The organism is Teichococcus coralli (assembly GCF_009829925.1).
GTDB lineage: Bacteria > Pseudomonadota > Alphaproteobacteria > Acetobacterales > Acetobacteraceae > Pseudoroseomonas > Pseudoroseomonas coralli.
Genome location: NZ_SNVJ01000015.1, coordinates 75,272 through 92,616 on the forward strand (window position 1 = coordinate 75,272; position 17,345 = coordinate 92,616).

Annotated in this window: 15 protein-coding genes; 5 read left to right on the top strand and 10 right to left on the bottom strand. The window is 73.7% G+C overall.

Going from position 1 to position 17,345, the window contains the following annotated elements:
- Window positions 1-14: 14 nt before the first annotated feature.
- From E0493_RS16175 to E0493_RS16210, 8 genes are all read right to left on the bottom strand, one after another.
- The gene (locus tag E0493_RS16175) at window positions 15-1,196 is read right to left on the bottom strand and encodes a glycosyltransferase (RefSeq protein WP_160938277.1); all 1,182 of its coding nucleotides are present in this window, start codon (window positions 1,194-1,196) and stop codon (window positions 15-17) included.
- Entirely contained in the window at window positions 1,196-2,311 is a 1,116-nt protein-coding gene (gene wecB, locus E0493_RS16180; RefSeq protein ID WP_160938278.1) for a non-hydrolyzing UDP-N-acetylglucosamine 2-epimerase, read from the bottom strand. Before wecB ends, E0493_RS16175 begins: the two co-directional genes overlap by 1 nt.
- Entirely contained in the window at window positions 2,308-3,552 is a 1,245-nt protein-coding gene (locus tag E0493_RS16185) for a glycosyltransferase family 4 protein (protein WP_160938279.1), read from the bottom strand. The genes wecB and E0493_RS16185 overlap by 4 nt, the downstream gene beginning before the upstream one ends.
- A 5-nt stretch (window positions 3,553-3,557) precedes the next feature.
- Window positions 3,558-4,778, bottom strand: coding sequence for a DegT/DnrJ/EryC1/StrS family aminotransferase (locus tag E0493_RS16190; protein ID WP_160938280.1), 1,221 nt, complete (start codon window positions 4,776-4,778; stop codon window positions 3,558-3,560).
- A 104-nt stretch (window positions 4,779-4,882) separates the two neighbouring features.
- Complete coding sequence (locus E0493_RS16195) at window positions 4,883-5,494, bottom strand: sugar transferase (RefSeq protein ID WP_160938281.1); 612 nt, start codon at window positions 5,492-5,494, stop codon at window positions 4,883-4,885.
- Entirely contained in the window at window positions 5,487-6,716 is a 1,230-nt protein-coding gene (locus tag E0493_RS16200) for an O-antigen ligase family protein (RefSeq protein ID WP_367614528.1), read from the bottom strand. Before E0493_RS16200 ends, E0493_RS16195 begins: the two co-directional genes overlap by 8 nt.
- A complete protein-coding gene (locus E0493_RS16205; RefSeq protein WP_160938282.1) occupies window positions 6,713-7,555 on the bottom strand; it encodes a hypothetical protein in 843 nt (280 codons plus the stop codon). The genes E0493_RS16200 and E0493_RS16205 overlap by 4 nt, the downstream gene beginning before the upstream one ends.
- A 19-nt stretch (window positions 7,556-7,574) precedes the next feature.
- Window positions 7,575-9,335, bottom strand: a complete 1,761-nt coding sequence (locus tag E0493_RS16210) for a heparinase II/III family protein (RefSeq protein ID WP_160938313.1) — start codon at window positions 9,333-9,335, stop codon at window positions 7,575-7,577.
- 170 nt (window positions 9,336-9,505) lie between these two features.
- Between E0493_RS16210 and E0493_RS16215 the strand changes: the two genes are divergently transcribed.
- Window positions 9,506-12,181, top strand: coding sequence for an SLBB domain-containing protein (locus E0493_RS16215; RefSeq protein ID WP_367614529.1), 2,676 nt, complete (start codon window positions 9,506-9,508; stop codon window positions 12,179-12,181).
- 136 nt (window positions 12,182-12,317) lie between these two features.
- Here the strand turns inward: E0493_RS16215 and E0493_RS16220 are convergent, their stop codons facing one another.
- Window positions 12,318-13,136: an MBL fold metallo-hydrolase gene (locus E0493_RS16220; protein ID WP_160938284.1), complete on the bottom strand. Its 819-nt coding sequence runs from the start codon at window positions 13,134-13,136 to the stop codon at window positions 12,318-12,320.
- A 163-nt stretch (window positions 13,137-13,299) separates the two neighbouring features.
- Here E0493_RS16220 and E0493_RS16225 point away from each other — a divergent pair, with 163 nt between their 5' ends.
- Window positions 13,300-13,764 carry a carboxymuconolactone decarboxylase family protein gene (locus E0493_RS16225; RefSeq protein ID WP_160938285.1) on the top strand — a complete coding sequence of 155 codons (465 nt, stop codon included), beginning with the start codon at window positions 13,300-13,302 and terminating at the stop codon, window positions 13,762-13,764.
- A complete protein-coding gene (locus tag E0493_RS16230; RefSeq protein ID WP_160938286.1) occupies window positions 13,754-14,617 on the top strand; it encodes a sigma-70 family RNA polymerase sigma factor in 864 nt (287 codons plus the stop codon). The genes E0493_RS16225 and E0493_RS16230 overlap by 11 nt, the downstream gene beginning before the upstream one ends.
- A gap of 304 nt (window positions 14,618-14,921) precedes the next feature.
- Here the strand turns inward: E0493_RS16230 and E0493_RS16235 are convergent, their stop codons facing one another.
- Window positions 14,922-15,776 (bottom strand): prephenate dehydratase, encoded by an 855-nt coding sequence (locus tag E0493_RS16235; protein ID WP_160938287.1) that lies wholly within the window; start codon window positions 15,774-15,776, stop codon window positions 14,922-14,924.
- 254 nt (window positions 15,777-16,030) lie between these two features.
- On the opposite strand from E0493_RS16235, the gene E0493_RS16240 reads away from it, so the two are divergent.
- Window positions 16,031-16,567 carry a c-type cytochrome gene (locus tag E0493_RS16240; protein ID WP_160938288.1) on the top strand — a complete coding sequence of 179 codons (537 nt, stop codon included), beginning with the start codon at window positions 16,031-16,033 and terminating at the stop codon, window positions 16,565-16,567.
- Entirely contained in the window at window positions 16,567-17,340 is a 774-nt protein-coding gene (gene hisN, locus E0493_RS16245) for a histidinol-phosphatase (protein ID WP_160938289.1), read from the top strand. Before E0493_RS16240 ends, hisN begins: the two co-directional genes overlap by 1 nt.
- The last annotated feature ends 5 nt before the right edge of the window (window positions 17,341-17,345 follow it).

A 17,345-nucleotide genomic window follows, 5' to 3' on the forward strand; every position in this document is an offset into this window, starting at 1 on the left:
GGTGAGGCCGCCGGTCATTTCGTCGCGCGTGCCAGAGGGGCGAGGCGGCGATAGAGGCCGACCAGCCGCTCGGCCTCGCCGGCCCAGCCGAAGCGGCCGAGCGCCGCGGCGCGTCCGCGCGCGCCCAGCCCGGCCCGGCGGGCGGGATCCGCCAGTTCGCCCACGGCGGCGGCGATGGCGGCGGGGTCGGCGGTGTCCACCAGCAGGCCGCAACCCGCTTCTTGGATCACCGCCGCCACCTCCTCGGCAAAGGCGGGGGCGATCACCGGCAGGCCGGCCAGCATGCAGTCGAACAGCTTGTGCGGCAAAGCCAGGCGGTGGTTCTCCACCCCGGGCTGGAACAGCACCAGGCCGATATCGGCACGCGCGGCCTGGGCCAGGGCGGCCTCGTGCGGCATCCAGCCGTGCTGCTCCACGGCTGCGGACAGGTCGAGCGCGGCGGCGCGGGCGGCGAAATCCGGACCGGAACCATCGGTGAAGCGGCCGACCAGGCTGAGCCGTGTGTCCGCGGGGCAGAGCGCCAGCGCGTCGAGCATCTCCATCGCGCCGCGGGCGCGGCCGAGTGCGCCGAGATGCACCAGGGTCAGCGGCCCGGGCCGGTGCTCGCGCGGCGCGACGGGGGTGGCGGTGGCGTAGTTGCGCACCGGCACGATGTGCTCGGGCGCGGCGAAGTCGCCGTCCAGCCCGTCCTTGGCCACCACCACGGCATCGGCACGCCTGGCCATGCGGCGGCAGGCCCAGCGGATGGCGGCGCGGCCGAGCGGGCGCAGCGGCGCCGGCAGGCGGGGGTCCAGCCGGGAGGGGTAGTGCTCGTGCACGTCCAGCACCACGCGGGCGCCGCTGCGCCGGGCTGCCAGCAGCGCCGCGAGCCAGGCATCGGGCTCGCTCGCATGCAGCACGGTGGCGCCGCTCTCCGCCGCCAGCCGGGCAAGCGCCGGGATATTGGCGAGCCGGCCGCGCCAGCCGCCGGCACGGCGATAGGTGCGGATGGCGACGCCCATATGCATGGCTGGCGCCCCGGGGCCTCCGGGGCAGAGATGCAACACGCGCCAGCCGGCCGCCGCCAGGGCGGCGCCCTCCTTGCCGACGACGCGCACATCCGTCGGTGGATGCGCCGCCGAGAGCAGGCAGGCGAGCGGCGGCTCCGCCGGGGCGGGCGCGGCGGGCTGGCGCAACAGGGCGGAGCCGTCGGGCATCAGGCGGCGCTCCGGGCGGGGGCAGGGGAGAGGACCATGCGCAGATGCGCCACCATGCGGGCGCCGGCCTTGCCGTCCCAGAGCGGGATCGGCCGCGCGATGGGCCAGCCACCGGCCAGCACCTCGGCCACCGCGCCCTCCAGCGCGGCGGGGGCGACCAGGCGGTTGGCGCCGGATTCCAGCGTCACCGGGCGCTCGGTGGAGGGGCGGAGGGTCAGGCAGGGGCGGTCCAGCACGGCGGCCTCCTCCTGCACGCCGCCGCTGTCGGTGGCCACAAGCCGGGCGCGGGCGAGCAGGCCAAGAAAATCGAGGTAGCCGAGCGGCGGCAGCACCCGGATGCCCGGCGGCAACGCGAAGCCGAAGTTGCCCAGGCGGGCGGCGGTGCGCGGATGCAGCGGCCAGGCCAGCGGCAGGCGTGAGGCCGTCTTTTCCAGCGCCGCCAACAGCGCGGCGAGGCTGGCCGGGTGGTCCACATTGGCCGGACGGTGCAGGGTGACGAGGCCATAGCCGGAAGGCGCCAGACCCGCGGGCAGCGGACGGGCCAGGGCGGCGGGCAGGCGGGCCAGCAGCGTGTCGATCATCGCGTTGCCGACGGCGCAGACCGCCTCCGGCGCATGGCCTTCGGCCAGCAGGCGGGCGGCGGTGGCTTGGTCGGGCGCCCAGAGCAGGTCGCTGACGGCGTCCACGGCGCGGCGGTTGATCTCCTCCGGCATGTCGCGGTCGCCGCAGCGCAGCCCGGCCTCCAGATGCGCCACGGGAATGCCGAGCTTGCGGGCCGCCAGGGCCGCGGCCAGCGTGCCGTCCACGTCGCCGGCCACCACCACGAGGGCCGGCCGGCGGGCCATCCAGAGGTCGGCGCAGGCCATCATGGTATGGCCGGTGAAGGCGGCATGGCCGCCGCCCGCTGCGACGCCCAGCGAGATTTCCGGCTCGGGCAGGCCGAGATCGGCCAGATGGGCACCGAACATCGCCGGATCGGCGTGCTGGCCGGTGTGCAGCAGCACCGGGCGGCAGAAGGGCGGCGCGGCGGCGAGGGCATGCCAGAGCGCCGCCAGCTTCGGCAGGTTCGGCCGCGCGGCCGCCACCAGATGCAGTTCGGGCAGGACGGCGCTCATGCGGCGGCCAGCAGTCCGGCGGGCGCCACCTCGGCGGCCGCCTCGACCGCCTCGATGAACCGGCCGGCGAGCAGGCGCCGGTCCCAGCGGCGCACCGCCTGCTCCCGCGCCGCATGGCCCATGGCGCCCCGCCGGTGGGGATTGTCCGCCATGGCCACCAGCGCCTCGGCCAGTGCGGCGGCATCGCCGGGCGGGGCGACGATGCCGCAGGGTCCTTCGGCCAGCAGGCGGGCGGCGCGGCCGGGAAGGTTGGAAACCACCGGCAGGCCGGCGGCCAGGTAGTCCATCAGCTTGTTCGGCGCCGTCAGCTCGGCGAATTCCGGCACCGGGGCGAGGCATTGCAGCCCGACCTGCGCGCCCGCCAGCAGGCTGGCGAGCTTCCGCTTCGGCAGCGGCGGCAGGAAGCTGACGTTGTGCAGGCCCCGCGCCGCGGCCTCGCTGCGCAGGCGCGGCTTCTCGCTGCCCTCGCCCACCAGCAGCAGGCGGATGCGGTGCTCGTTGGCGGTGCGCAGCACGGCGGCGGCGTCGAGCAACTGGTCCAGCCCGTTGGCGCGGCCATGCGCCCCGGCATAGACGGCCAGCATCTCCCACGGTGCCGCCTCGGCCGGGCGCCAGGGAGCGACCTGCGGGCCGAACAGGTCGAGGTCGCAGCCGTTGGGCACCACATGCACCCGCGCCGGCTCGGCGCCGCGCGCCAGGGCGGTGGCCGCCATGCCCTCGCTGAGCGCCACCACCGCATTCGCCCGGCGACAGGCGGCGTTGGCCATTGCCTCCATCCCCGCCAGCGCCCAGCCGGGCACGCCGCCCATGGCGCGGGGAAGTTCCGGCCAGGGGTCGCGCATCTCGTAGACAAAGGGCGTGCCCCGCACGCGCCGCGCCAGCAGCGCCGGCAGGGTGACGGTGAGCGGTGTCGAGCTGGCGATCACCAGGTCCCACTCCTCGGCCAGCGCCAGCTGGCCCGCGCGGGCGGCATAGCGGGCGAAGGCGAGGCCGCGGGCGGCGAAGCCCTGGGCGTTGCGGCAGGGAATGTCGAACTCCACGATGCGCAGGCCGCGCAGCCGCCCCTCGCGGCGGCCGGAATGGAATTCGCCGGCAAGGCCGGTGGCGGCGCCCTCGTAGCGCCCGCAGGCCATGGTCACCTGATGGCCGCGCGCCAGCAGCGCGGTGGCGAAGGCGTGGCTGCGCGTCGCGGTGGTGCCGTTCGGGGCGGAATAGTGCTGGTGCAGGTAGAGGATGCGCATCGGCCTCAGCCCTTGCAGCAGCCGCGGATCACGGCGACGACGCGCGCCTGCTCCTCGGCGGTCATGGTGCCGCTGGGCAGGCAGAGCCCATGCTCGAAGAACTGTCCGGAAAGGCCGCCGCCGTCATAGCGGGCGCCCCGGAAGGCCGGCTGCATGTGCAGCGGCTTCCAGACCGGGCGGCTCTCGATGTTGGCGGCGTCCAGCGCGCGGCGCACGGCCTCGCGCGTGGCGCCGAAGACCTTCGGGTCGATCAGGATGACGGACAGCCAGCGGGTCGCGCGCGCCCAGGCCGGCTCCGGCATGAAGCCGATGCCGGGCAGGTTGCCGAGGCCTTCGACATAGCGCTCGAACACCAGCCGGCGCTCGGCCACGCGGGTGGACAGCGCGCCGATCTGCGCGAGCCCGACCGCGGCCAGAACCGAGGACAGGCCGTAGGAATAGCCGGTCGTCTCGTGCTGATAGTGCGGCGCCACCTCCTTGGCCTGGGAGGCGAGATGGCGGGCGCGGGCGATCAGCGCCGGGTCGTCCGAGGCGAGCGCGCCGCCGCCGCCGGCCGTGATGATCTTGTTGCCGTTGAAGGAGAAGGCGACGAGCGCGGCGCCCTTGCCCACCGCGCGGTCGCGGTAGCGCGCGCCCATGGCCTCGGCGCTGTCGCAGAGCACCGGCACGCCCCAGCGGCCGCAGAGGGTGAGGATGGCGTCCAGGTCGCAGGGCTGGCCGTAGAGGTCCACCGGCACCACGGCCCGCGGCAGCTTGCCGCGCTGCGCCGCGCGTTGCAGCGCGCTCTCCAGCACGTTCGGGTCCATCGTCCAGCTTTCCGCGGCGACGTCGAGGAAGCGCGGCCTGGCGCCCATCTGCACGGCGGGGGCGATGGTGGCGACAAAGGTCAGGCTCTGCGTCCAGACCTCGTCGCCCCGCTCCACTCCCAGCACGCGGTAGCCGAGATGCAGCGCCGCCGTGCCCGAGGCGACGGCGGCGACGTGGTTGAAGGTGGTCGCTTCGCCGATCGCCTGCTCGAAAGACTCCGGCACAGGCCCGGCGGGCGCGATCCAACCATCGGTGAGAGTGCGACTGAGAACCGCGAGCTCGCCCCCGACCAGGCTGGGAGGAGACAGGTGGAGCCGGCTGCGCGGAGCCCGGGCCGGCATGCCGCGGCTGGGGAAGGAAAGAACGGCGCCTGGGCGGGACTCGGCATCGTCTTCTGCCCGGAGGTGGATCGCAGTCATGGGTCCACTCACACTTTTGTGACGAACAACAACGAAACAGGTTCGCGGGTCCGTTTCAAGGCGGAAAACAACCTATGGTGTTAAAACACTCCTTGCAATCCTCCTTATCCGGGATTCGTATGGCTGTCGAAACGGGGCATGGTGGCATGGCCCGGGGCGTGAACACCCTTGCCGTGCAACAGGATGCCCAGCGTGCCGAGCATTGCCCGCAGGTCGGCGCGCAGGCTCAGCCGCGCGGCGTAGCGCGCATCCAGCTCCAGGCGCTCCTCCCAGGGCAGGGCGTTGCGCCCGGCTGCCTGCGCGACGCCGGCCAGCCCCGGGCGAACCCGCTGCCGCTGCCGCTGCCGGGCGGTGTAGCGGGCGGTATAGGCGGCGGGCAGCGGCCGCGGACCGACCAGGCTCATCTCGCCGCGCAGCACGTTGACCAACTGGGGCAGCTCGTCCAGGGCGGTGGCGCGCAGGCGGCGGCCGAAAGGCGTCAGCCGCGCGGCGTCGTCGCCCGGACCATCCCGCATCGAGCGGAACTTCAGCAGGGTGAAGGGCAGGCCATCCTGTCCGGCGCGCTCCTGCCGGAACAGCACCGGCCGACCCAGCGCCAGCCGCACCGCCAGCGCGGTGCCGAGCAGCAGCGGCGAGAGCAGCAGCAGACCAAGGCCCGCCCCCAGGATGTCGAGGCAGCGCTTGCCCCATCGTTCGTAATGTCCCCGTTCAGGCACGGCGCGCCACCACTCCCAGAGAAAGCGCCAGACCCAGGGCGAACCAGACCATCCGGTTGCCGAGGTCGGTCGAAACCATGGCCGCCAGCCCCACCGGCAGCACCAGGGCGGCGATCCTTGCCACCCGCTCCGGCGCTGCATGGCGGGCGCGCAGCAGCACCAGCGCCGCCGCCCCGCCGAAGCAGAGCAGCCACAGCAGCAGCCCGGGCAGCCCGCCTTCGGCGAAGGCCTCCAGCAGGTGGTTGTGCGGGTAAAGGCCGCGCCGCTCGCCGTATCCCGCAGCCAGGGTGAAGCCGCCCGTGCCCAGGCCCCAGGGCAGGGTCGCGGCGCCCCAGTCCAGCGCGGCGCGCCACAGCGCCGGCCGAGCCGAGGCTTCCAGCCCGCCTTCGGTGAAGCGCTCCAGCGTGCGCAGCCCGTCCAGCGCCTGCGCCTTGAGCAGCAGCAGACCAAGCCCGGCGGCGCCGGCGAGGGCCGCCCCGCCGGCCCAGCGCAGCGCCGCGCGCGGGCAGCCGGCCGACCAGCAGCGCAGCGCCGGCGTCAGCAGCACTGAAAGCCCCAGCGAGATCAGCCCCATGCGGCCCCCCGGCAGCAGCGCCGCCGCCGCCAGGGCCAGCGTATAGGCGGACCAGAAGAGCCGGCCCTGCCACACCGGCGCCTCGACCAGCCGCACCGCGCCCAGTCCCGCGGCGCAGGCGATGGCCAGGCCGGCGAGCTGGTACTGCACCCGCAAGAGGTCCGGATTGCCGCCCACCGCGCCGCCCAGCACCACCCCGCCGGTGGCCAGCCCCACCGCCACGGACACCGCAACCAGCGGGCCGGTCAGCAGCGTGGCGCCGACAAGAAGCCGCCGCGCCGCGGAGTCGGCGCCGACGGCAAGGCCGCCGAGCAGCATCAGCGGCGCCAGCAGCACCAGCTCCGGCAGCTTGGCGGCCAGGATCGTGCCGCTGCGGCTCCAGCCGCCCGCCAGCACCAGCCAGAGCCAGAGCAGCGCCGCCCCCGCCAGCGGGGGCGCGAGCGTGCCATGCAGCCACCAGCGGCGTGTCAGCAGCAGCACGGCCAGCAGCGGCAGCAGCAGGGCACCGGCGAGCAGCGTCAGGTCAACCGGAAGGAGGGTGCCGAGCGGGGTGGATTTCAGGGCCCCGGCGAAGTGCAGCCCCGCCGCGGCGAGCCCGGCCAGCGCGCCAAGGGCCGCACTGTCGATGCGGAGCGCCCGCCAGCTCACCGGCGCCGCCCCTCGCCGCCGCGCAACAGCACCCAGCAGGCGGCAAGAAACAGGCAGGCCAGCGGCGCCGCCACGCCGAGCAGCGCCAGCAGCAGCGGGCGGTTGGGCAGGGAAGGGCGCAACTCCACGCTGGGGCCGGAGACCAGCCGTGCCGCCACTGTCTGGTCGGCCGAAAGCACCAGCGCCGCCCGCTGGTGCTGCGCCAGCAGCTCAAACAGCGGCGTGCGCAGGTAGATGTCGCGCTCCTGCGCCAGCCGGGCCTCCAGCGCGACGACGCGGCGGCGGGTCAGGGCCAGCAGATCCTCCCGCACCCGCGCCTCGGCGAACGCGTGCAGGCGCGCCAAGTCGTCGAGCGCCGCTTCGCGGCGGGGATGCGCCAGCTCCAGCGTCCAGGTGACCGAGGCGAGCGACTGCGTCACCGAAAGGTTGCGTTCCAGCCAGCGCAAGGCATCGTCCATGTCCGGCGGGCGGTCGAGGCCGAGCAGCCGGCGCAGCGGGGCCAGGGGGCTGGCGGCTTTCGAGGCAGCGAGATCGGTCAGCAGGGTGGTGTCGCGCGCCAGCATGGCGGCCGCCTCCGGGCTGCGCAGCGCCGACAGATAGACCGCGTAGTTGCCGCCTGGCCGGGTGTCGAGCAGGTTGCCGGGTGCCAGGGCGCTCGCCGAGATCAGGCTGGAGGCGGCGATGCCGGTGGTTTCGGCTGGCGCCACCATCGCTTCCGCCACATAGGCGCGCGGCAGGGCGAGAATCACCGCGCCGCCACTGCCCAGCAGCAGCAGCACGGCCAGCAGCAGCCAGCCCCAGAGCGCCGCGACGCCTCTCAGCAGTTGATCGAGCGGCATGGCGGCCCTCCTCGCGCCTTCATGGCAGCAGGACCCGCGTCACGATGCAGGAAACCGGGGCGTCGGCGCGGGCCACCAGGACCTGGCAGGGCCGCACCACGCCGTAGGCGGGGCTTTCCCACCCCTCCTCCAGCGAAAGCCGCAGCGGCGCGTCACCCTTCAGGCACAGCCGCGCTGGCCCTTCCACACCGTCGGCCCGCAGGCGCCACGCGCCGGGGCCGAGCCGCCAGCGCAGCGCCAGGATGCGGAAAGGGCCGGCCACCTCGTCGGTGATGGTCCAGGCGCGGCCTTCCGGCGTCACGCGGCGCGCATGACGGTTGCCATGGGCGTCGCGCAGGGCCGCCCCTTCCACCCGGGAGGCAAGGCGCGGCCAGCGCGCCAGCAGGAAGCGGGAGAGGCGCGGCATCGGCTCGCGCTCGTCGAAGAGGATGGTGTTGTGGGCGCGGGCGGCCGGGAAATAGTCGAGCCACCACCGATCCGCGGCGGGCGGGTTGTAGGCGCCGGTCCCGGCATCGGCCAGCACCGGCCGGGCGCCGTCCCAGAGGTCGAGGTGCAGCAGGTCGGCCTGGCCCGGGCGGAAGCGCAGCGGGCCGGTGCGCAGCAGGGCGCGCGCGCCCGCCGCCTCCCACCCGCGCGTGCCGCTGGCGATCCAGGCGGCGGGGCTGGGAAGGGGCGGGAACTCGGGAAGCTCCAGCCAAAGGCAGCCTGGCTCCCCGGCGAAGCCCGCCGAGGCCTCGGCGAAGAGGCGCATGGCCCGCTCGGCGCTGCCGCGCGCGTCGGCCTGGCCGCCCAGGGCGAGGTCGGCGAAGGCGGAACCATCCTGGTGACCGAGCGCCGGCAGGGCACCGTCGGGGGCGACGAGGCGGGCCAGCCACTGAGCGGCGGCGGCGGCGCGTGCGGCGAAGGGCGCGGGCAGGGCCGGTCGGCCGAGTCGGCGGCGCAACGCCTCGACCACGGAAAGCGTGTCCAGCAGCAGCCGGTGGTAGCCGGTGGAAACCTGCGCGAAGCCGCCATCGGGCGCCACCAGGCGGCGCAGCGCGGCCGTCAGTGCGGCGGCGGCCCGGCCGGCGAGGGCGGCATCGCCCAGCAGCCAGCCGCAGGCCAGCAGCCCGGCGGGCTCGCTGATGCTGTGGTTGTTGTCCTGGGCGAGGGCATAGGCGCCGGTGGCGGCGATCCGCCGGGCGTGCACCTCCAGAAAGGCGCGTGCGGCCTCCGGCGGGTTCCGTTCCTGGCCGGCCAGCAGCAAGGCCAGAGCAAGATGCAGCACCCGCAGCGCCGCTTCCTGCCCGCAGGCCCAGTTCGGGCCCTGGAAGGGCGGGTTGGCGTCGCACCAGGCGGCCAGCCGCGCCTCCGCAACGGCCAGGTGGCCCTCCTCCGGCCAGAGTCGGGCGGCCTGCACCAGCAGCGGCAGCCAAGCCAGGCGATTGGGTTCCCAGACCGGACGTACGTCGCCCGGGCGGAAGAGATCCAGCCCCAGGGCTGGAGCCCCTGGTGCGAAGGGACCATGCCAGACGGCCGGCGGCAGGGCGGCGAGGGCCATGCGGACCCTCTCCCGCGCGGCGGCCGGCAGGGCGGGAGCGGGTGACAGGGGCGCCAGCTCCAGAAAGCCGGAAAGGGCCGGCAGTCCGGCGCCGTTCCGCAGGCGGCGCTGCGGCAAACCGATCAGGCGCAGTGTCCGGTGCCAGCCATAGAGGGCCAGCGCGCGGGGCCCGAGCCGGCAGGCCGCATCGGCCAGCAGCATCATCCGCGTCAGACCGGCTTTGCGCACTTGGATCAGCATCACGAAACTGTTATAGCAAGATTTATACTTTTGCGAGCAGGCAGAACGCCGGCTCCCGCTGAAGGTGGTGCCGGGCCGTGCTTGACCCCCTCCTCCTCGCTTTCCAGTTGCTGCGCTCCCCGGCCGTTCGCCGGTTCGGACGGGCAATGGGGGCCGGATCGCTCCTGGCGGTGCAGATCCTTCCCGCCCTGGCGCAGCCCGGCCCGCCGGGCGGACAGGTGCCCAGCCCCTTTCTTTCGCCCCCCTCGCTTCCCTCGACGCTGCCCGGCGGCCTGCCGCTGCCCAGCCTGCCTCCTGCCCTTCAGCAGGATATTCTGCAGCGGATCCTCGATGCCTCCGGCGGCAACCTTTCCGCCCCGGCCGCGCCCGCGCCTTCCGCCGCGCCAGCCTTCGCGGCGCCCGCGCCCCACGCCGCGCCGGCCCCGGCTCCCCCGCTCCTGTCCGCCGAGCCGCTCTCCCAGGCGGAGGCCTTCTTCGCCAGCCGCCTCGAAGCGCCGCTGCGGCAGTTCGGCTACAACACCTTCCGCGAGATGGCGGCCATGCCGGTGCCGCCCACCGCCGTTGGTAGTCTGCCGGACAGCTACGTCATCGGGCGGGACGACGAGGTGCTGATCGGCATCCGTGGCCGCACCCGGCAGAACCACGCGCTGCGCGTCACGCGTGACGGCACGCTGCTGCTGCCCGACCTGCCGCCCTTTCTCGCCGCCGGCCGCAGCCTGGGCGAACTGCGCGCCGACATCCAGGAGCGCGTGGCGCGCGAGCTGGGCGGCTCGGAAGCCTTTGTCTCGATCGGCCAGCTCCGGCAGATCGGCGTCTTCATCGCCGGCGAGGTGGTGCGGCCGGGCCTGCAGGCGCTGCCGGCCCTGGCCTCGGTGCTGGACGCGCTGGCGCTGGCGGGCGGGGTGAAGAAGACCGGCTCGCTCAGGGCCATCCGCGTCGAGGGGCCGCGCGGCAGCCGGATCATCGACCTTTACGCGGTGATCGGCAGCGAGGCGGGCCAACCCGACCTGATGCTGCGCGAGGGCGAGCGCGTGGTGGTGCCGCCGCTCGGCGCCACGGTGGCGATGGCGGGCGAGGTGACGCGCCCCGGCATCTACGAACTGCCCGCCCGCACGCCAACCGCCTCGCTCGACACCCTGCTGCGGCTGGCCGGCGAGGCGCTGCGCCCGGCCGGCAACCGCTTCCTGCTGCATGGCACCGACGCGCAGGGGCGGCGCATCCTCTCCGAGATCGGCCATGGCGCACGGCTGCGGCGCGGCGACGCGGTGGTGGTGCAGCCGGGCGCCGACGTGGCGGCGGGGCAGGTGCGGCTGGCCGGGCATGTGGTGGCGCCGCTGCTGCGCCCGGCGCGCGGCGCGGGGCTGCGCAGCCTGCTGAACGACCCCCGCATCGTGCAGCCCGACCCCTATGTGCGGCTCGGCGTCGTCTGGCGCGTGGACCCGGCGACGCGGGTGCGCCGCTTCGACGCCTTCGACCTCGGCCAGGTGATGCAGGGCCGCGCCGACCTGCCGCTGCGCGAGGACGACGAGGTCATCCTGCTTTCGCAGGCCGACGTGCTCTGGCTGGCCAGCCCGCCGGTGCAGCGCGCCCTGCGCGGCGAGGCGGCGGGGCCGCCGCTGGCCACGCCGGCCGCCGCCGCGGCGGCACCCGCGCCGGCCGCCTGCCCGGCGCTGCAGGCGCTGGCGATCGCCGCCCGCTCCTCGCCGGTGCGCTTCGCGCATGTGCGCGGCGCCGGTTTTCCCGATCTCGGCGCGCCTTCCTGCCCGCAGGCCTTCATGGACTATCCGGCGCTGCTGCCCTTCCTGCTCGACCAGTCGGTGCTGATCTCCGGCGAGGCGCGGCTGCCCGGCCTCTACCCCATCCTGAACGACACCGGGCTCGACCAGGTGCTGGCCGCCGCCGGCGGGGTGACGGACACGGCCGACCTGTCCGCCGTGGAACTGTCGCGCGAGCCGCTGGAGCAGGCCGGGGCGATCCCGCTCTCCCGCACGCTGCTGGACCTGCGCAGCCGCAACTTCGCCGCCATCCGGCTTTCCCCGCGCGACGGCATCCGCATTCCGCGCGGCTTCGGCGACCGTGACGCCGGGCCGGTGACGCTGGCCGGCGAGTTCCTGCGCCCCGGCATCTACGACATCCGCCGCGGCGAGCGGCTCTCGGAGCTGATCGCGCGGGCGGGCGGGCTCTCGCCGCAGGCCTATCCCTATGGCGCCGTCTTCACCCGCGAGAGCGTGCGGCAGCGGCAGCAGGAGGGCTTCAACCGGACCGCGCGCGAGCTGGAGCAGAGCCTGATCCAGGTGGCCGCAGGGCAGGCGGTCGCCGGCAGCCGGGCCGGCAACATGGATCTCGGCGGCGCCATCACCGCCGGGCGCGAGCTGGCCAATGCCCTGCGCGACGCGCGCGCCGCCGGGCGCATGGTGGTGGAGGCCAATCCCGTCATCCTGGCCGCCCGGCCGGAGCTGGACGTGCTGCTGGAGCCCGGCGACCTGATCGCCATCCCCAAGCGGCCAAACGAGGTGACGGTGGTCGGCGCGGTGCTGAACCCCGGCAGCCTGCAGTTCACCTCCGGCTGGAAGGCGAACGACTACGTGCGCGCCTCCGGCGGCAGCCAGCGCTTCGCCGACGGCTCACGCGCCTTCGTGGTGCTGCCCAACGGGCAGAGCGTGCCGGCCGGGCTGAGCTCCTGGCAGGCGGGCGGCCCGCCCATCCCTCCGGGCAGCCTTGTTGTCGTGCCACAGGACCCCTCGCCCTACGAGACCTGGGGCTTCGTGCGCGACCTGACGCAGACGCTCGGGCAGCTCTCCATCAGCGCCGCCGCGCTTTCGGTGATCGCCAAGCAGGTGAACTAGGGCAGATCCCGTTCCGATGGCATCAACGGGACGGGTGAAGATGCTCGTCAGAACAAACGGCTAGAGCAGATCCCGTGAGCCAGAGCGAACGGAAAATGCTCTAGCGCGGCGAAGGCGGGCGGCGTTCGTTTCGGGATCAGGGCCGGTCGCGGTGCAGATGAGCGATGTGGCGGCCGACCGATTCGGTCACGGCTTGCCGGCCTCCCTGCGGAATCACGCGTCCCCAGAAGGCACCGTACACGGCGTCGAAGTCCCAGGCCTCGATGGCCTCGCCCATCCGCCGCACGGCGGCCGCGCCGAGCGGGATGAGGTTGGGATAGCTGCGCATCAGCCCGACATGGCGGCGGTCCGGCACCACCTGGAGAATGTCGCCTGAAAGCAGCGCACCGCGCCCCTCCGCCGCCTGGGCCGCGTGCAGCACGGTGCCGCCGGAAAAATGGCCGCCGAGGCGGATCAGCGTCACGCCGGGGGCGATCATGTGCGTCTCGCCTTCCCAGAAAGCGATCTCCGGCCCGGAGCGCATCACCCATTCGCGGTCGGCGGCGTGCAGGTGGATGGGGACGCCGCCGAAGGCGCGGCTCCATTCCAGCATGGTCGTGTAGTAGTGCGGATGGGAGATGGCGATGCCGGCGAGGCCGCCCAGCGCCTGGATGACCCGCAGCAGGGTGGCGTCCAGGAAGGCGATGCAGTCCCACAGGATGTTGCCGGCCGGGGTGGGCAGCAGCAGGGCGCGCTGGCCGATGGCGAAGTCCGGCGCGCAGCCGATGCCGAGCAGCCCGTGCTCCTCTTTCAGCAGCGCCTTGCGACTTTGGGAAAGCTGCTCCAGCGTCGTCCAGTTCTGGCCCGACTCGGGCACATACTGGCGCTCGTCCTGGCAGATCGGGCAGCAGGGCGGGGGCTGGTCGGCGGGCGGGAACTGCGTTCCGCAGGCGGTGCAGATGAAGGGCGTGGCCATCGCGTGCTCCTCTCCTGACCAAACGGTAAGGTCGGGCCGGGGGTGCGCCAAGCCGGCCGCCGCCGCCCCTGTGGCCCAGGATACGATTTTTTCCGGCGCCGATGTCACACGGCCCCGCCCCTGTCCGTCCTGGAGGCGTCAATCTGCACAGGAGCATGACGCCATGACCCCGCGCCTCAATCCGCACCAGGCCGCTCCCGAGGTGATCCGCCCGATGCTGGCGCTGGAGGCCGCGCTGCAGGAGGGTGGCCTGGAGCGGCCGCTGGTCCACCTGGTGAAGACCCGCGCCTCCCAGATCAACGGCTGCGCCTTCTGCCTGCACATGCACACCGCCGAGGCGCGCGCCGACGGCGAGAGCGAGCAGCGGCTCTATCTGCTCGACGCCTGGCGGGAATCGCCGCTCTACACCCCGCGCGAGCGCGCCGCGCTGGCCTGGACCGAGGCGCTGACGCGGGTGGCGGAAACCCATGCGCCGGATGCCGACTACGAAGCCCTGTCTGAGCAGTTCTCGCCGCAGGAGCAGGTGGTGCTGACCATGCTGATCGGCGCCATCAACACCTGGAACCGTCTGGCGATCGGCTTCCGCTCGGTGCATCCGGCGGGGGCGGCGGCGGCACATGCCGCCTGAACTGGCCGCCTTCGCCGGGCTGCGGCCGCGCCTGCTGCGCCTCGCCTACCGCATGCTCGGCTCGGTGGCCGAGGCGGAGGACGTGGTGCAGGAAACCTGGCTGCGCTGGCAGGGCGCCGAAAAGGAAGGCCTTCGCGACCCGGAGGCCTTCCTGATCCGCATCGCCACGCGCCTCTGCCTGGATGCGCTGCGGGCGGCGCGGCGGCGGCGCGAGAACTACGTCGGCCCCTGGCTGCCGGAGCCGCTGGTGGACCCCTTCGCGCCCGCGGAGCCGCCGCTGGCCGACGAGCTGACACTGACCATGATGCTGGTGCTGGAGCGGCTCTCCCCCGCCGAGCGCGCCGCCTTCCTGCTGCATGACGTGTTCGGGCTGGACTTCGCCGAGATCGCGCAGAGCCTGAGCCGCGAGGAGGCCGCCTGCCGCCAGCTTGCCAGCCGTGCCCGCCGGCAGCTCCAGGCGGCCCGGCCGCGCTTCTCCGCGGCGCCGGAGGCGGGAATCCGGCTGGCGGAAGCCTTCTTCGCCGCCTCCCGCAGCGGCGACGCCTCGGCGCTGCGGCAGATGCTGGCCGCCGAGGCGGTGGCGCTGACGGACGGCGGCGGCCGCCGGCGCGCGGCGCTGAACCCGATCCTGGGGCCGGCTCGCATTGCCGCCTTCTTTGCGGGTCTGGCGCGCAAGGGCGCCTTCGCCACGGCCCCGCCGCTGCATCTCGGCATGATCGACGGGCTGCCGGGCTTCGTCACCCGCGAGCCGGATGGCGGGTTGCAGGCGACGGCGCTGCAGCCCGAAGGGGAGGTGATCGCCGCGGTCTATATCCAGCGGAACCCGGACAAGCTGCGTCACCTGTTGCAGTGAAGGTCCAGGGAGAGCGGGCCGGCTTTCAAGGCAGCGTGAGCGCCCGAGGCCAGCGCAACAAGCTGACAAGAAAGAAGAAGAGGGGTCCGGAGGAGAATTCATTCTCTCCCGGCTTGGCCGCTCAACAGATTGACGAACAGGCCCGAACTCCCTTCCCCGGGTTTTCGTCCTTGTTCCGGCGACCATGCGGCGCAAAGCGCACGCGCTTGCGTGTTCCTGCCGCGCGCGTGCGTGGAAGGCGGCGGAAAATGAAGCGGCGGGCCCTGAGGTCCGCGACCGAGGGAGCCCCTCCCCCGTCCCAGTTTCAGTCCGCCTGCGCCGCCTGCCCCAACCGATGGAGATTCGCCGGATAGGCGCCGAGGACCCGCATCTCGCGCGAGAAATAGGCCAGCTCGCTCAGCGCCCGCTTCAGCGCGGGCTGCTCCGGGTGGCCGTCCACGTCGCAAAGGAACTGGGTGGCGGTGAACTCGCCGTCGAGCATGTAGCTCTCCAGCTTGGTCATGTTCACCCCGTTGGTGGCGAAGCCGCCGAGCGCCTTGTACAGCGCCGCAGGGATGTTGCGGACGCGGAAGACGAAGGTCGTCACCGTGTTGGGCGCGTCCAGCGGCGGATAGCTCGGCTCCCGCGACATGACGTAGAAGCGGGTGGTGTTGTGCGCCGCGTCCTCGACGTTGCGCAGCAGGATCTCCAGCCCATAGATCTCGCCGGCCAGGGAGGAAGCGATGGCGGCGTCCTCCAGGCTCGGATGCTCGGCCAGCAGCTTGGCGGCCCCGGCGGTGTCGGCCTCGATCACCGGCTCCAGCCGGCGCTCGCGCAGCAGGTTCAGCACCTGGCCGAGGGCGACGGGGTGGCTGTGGGCGCGCTTCAGCCCCTCCAGCGTGGCGCCCTTGTGCGCCAGCAGGCAGTGCTCCACGCGCTGGTAGTGCTCGCCCACCACGAAGAGGCCGGAATCGGGCAGCATGCGGTGAATGTCCGGCACCCGGCCGGCGAGCGAGTTCTCGCAAGGCAGCATGGCCAGCTCCGCCCGGCCCTCGCGCACCGCCGCCATGGCGGCCTCGAAGCTCGGGCAGGGCAGGGTGGTCCAGCCGGGATAGGCGCTGCGGCAGGCGAGGTCTGAGTAGGCCCCCGGCATGCCCTGGAAGGCGATCACACCACTCATCATGTTCCCCCGGTCTGGCCGCGGCCGCGCGGCGGGTGCCGATTCGCGCAACCCACCGGCGCGTCCCTCCACTGGTCCCTCGTACTCTGGCGCGCAAAAGGGAATAGTGCCGCTCACGGCACGACAGGCCCTCTCGCGGTGGGGCAACGGGTTGATGCGCCCGTGCTTCCCCACTATGGTCCGGGCGCTTCTAGTCGAGGCCCGGACGGCACGCAAATCGTGCGCGGCAGACCAGCGGGGGATGGATCGGCAGCATGAGCTTGGAGGTCAACAAGGCGTTCGCGGCTGTGCTCACAGCCGGCATCGCCTTCATGGTTGCGGGCCTCATCGGCGAAACGGTCGTGCATCCGAAGCGGCTCGAAAAGACCGCGATCACGATCGAAGGGGTCGGCGAGACCGCCGCGACTCCCGCCGCCAGCGAGCCAGAGATCGAGCCCGTGGCGCCGCTGCTGGCCGCCGCCAACATCGAGGACGGCAAGCAGATCGCCGGCCGCATCTGCAGCGCCTGCCACACCTTCGAGCAGGGCGCCGCGAACAAGGTTGGCCCCAATCTTTATGGCGTGGTCGGCAACCACCATGCCCATCTGGAAGGCTTCAACTACTCGCCGGCGATGCAGGCCCTGAAGGACAAGCAGTGGGACTATGAGGCGCTGAACCACTTCCTGGCCGGCCCCGCCCGCGCGATCCGCGGCACCCGCATGGCTTTCGCCGGGCTGCGCAGCGTGAACCAGCGGGCGGATGTCATCGCCTACCTGCGCACGCTGTCCGGCAATCCACAGCCGCTGCCCTGATGCAGCAGGCGCTGCTCGCGGCTGCCGAGGCGGCCGCCGACGCGGCGGGGGCGGTGATCCGCCCCCTTTTTCGTTCGGCCCTGCTGGTCGAGGCAAAGGGCGACGCCAGCCCCGTCACCGAAGCCGACCGCGCCGCCGAGCGCGCCATCCGCGCCCTGCTGGCCGAACGCTTTCCCAGCCACGGGGTGATCGGCGAGGAATACGGCGCCGAGCGGGCGGATGCCGACTATGTCTGGGTGGTGGACCCGATCGACGGCACCCGCGCCTTTGTCACCGGCCGGCCGCTCTTCGGCAGCCTGATCGGCCTGTTGCATCATGGGCGCCCGGTGCTCGGGCTGATCGACCAGCCCGCCACGGGGGAGCGCTGGGTCGGGCTGGAAGGCGCGCCGCTGCGCTTCCAGGGCCCGATGGGCGGCACCCCCCGGACCCGCCCCTGCGCCCGCCTGGCCGCGGCGGAACTCTCCTGCACCAGCCACGAGATGTTCACCCCCGAGGAGGCGCCGCGCTTCGCGAAGGTGCGCGCCGCCGCGCGCCGCGTGACCTGGGGCGGTGACTGCTACGCCTACGGGTTGCTGGCGCTGGGCCTGGTGGATGTGGTGGTCGAATCCGACCTCAAGCCCTGGGACTGGGCGGCACTGGTGCCGGTGGTCGAGGCCGCCGGCGGCGCGATGACCGACTGGCAGGGCAACCCGCTGCGGCTCGGGGCGAGCGGGCAGGTGGCGGCCGTCGGCGACAAGGCGCTGTTGCCGGAGATCTGCCGCCTTCTGGCCTGAACGTA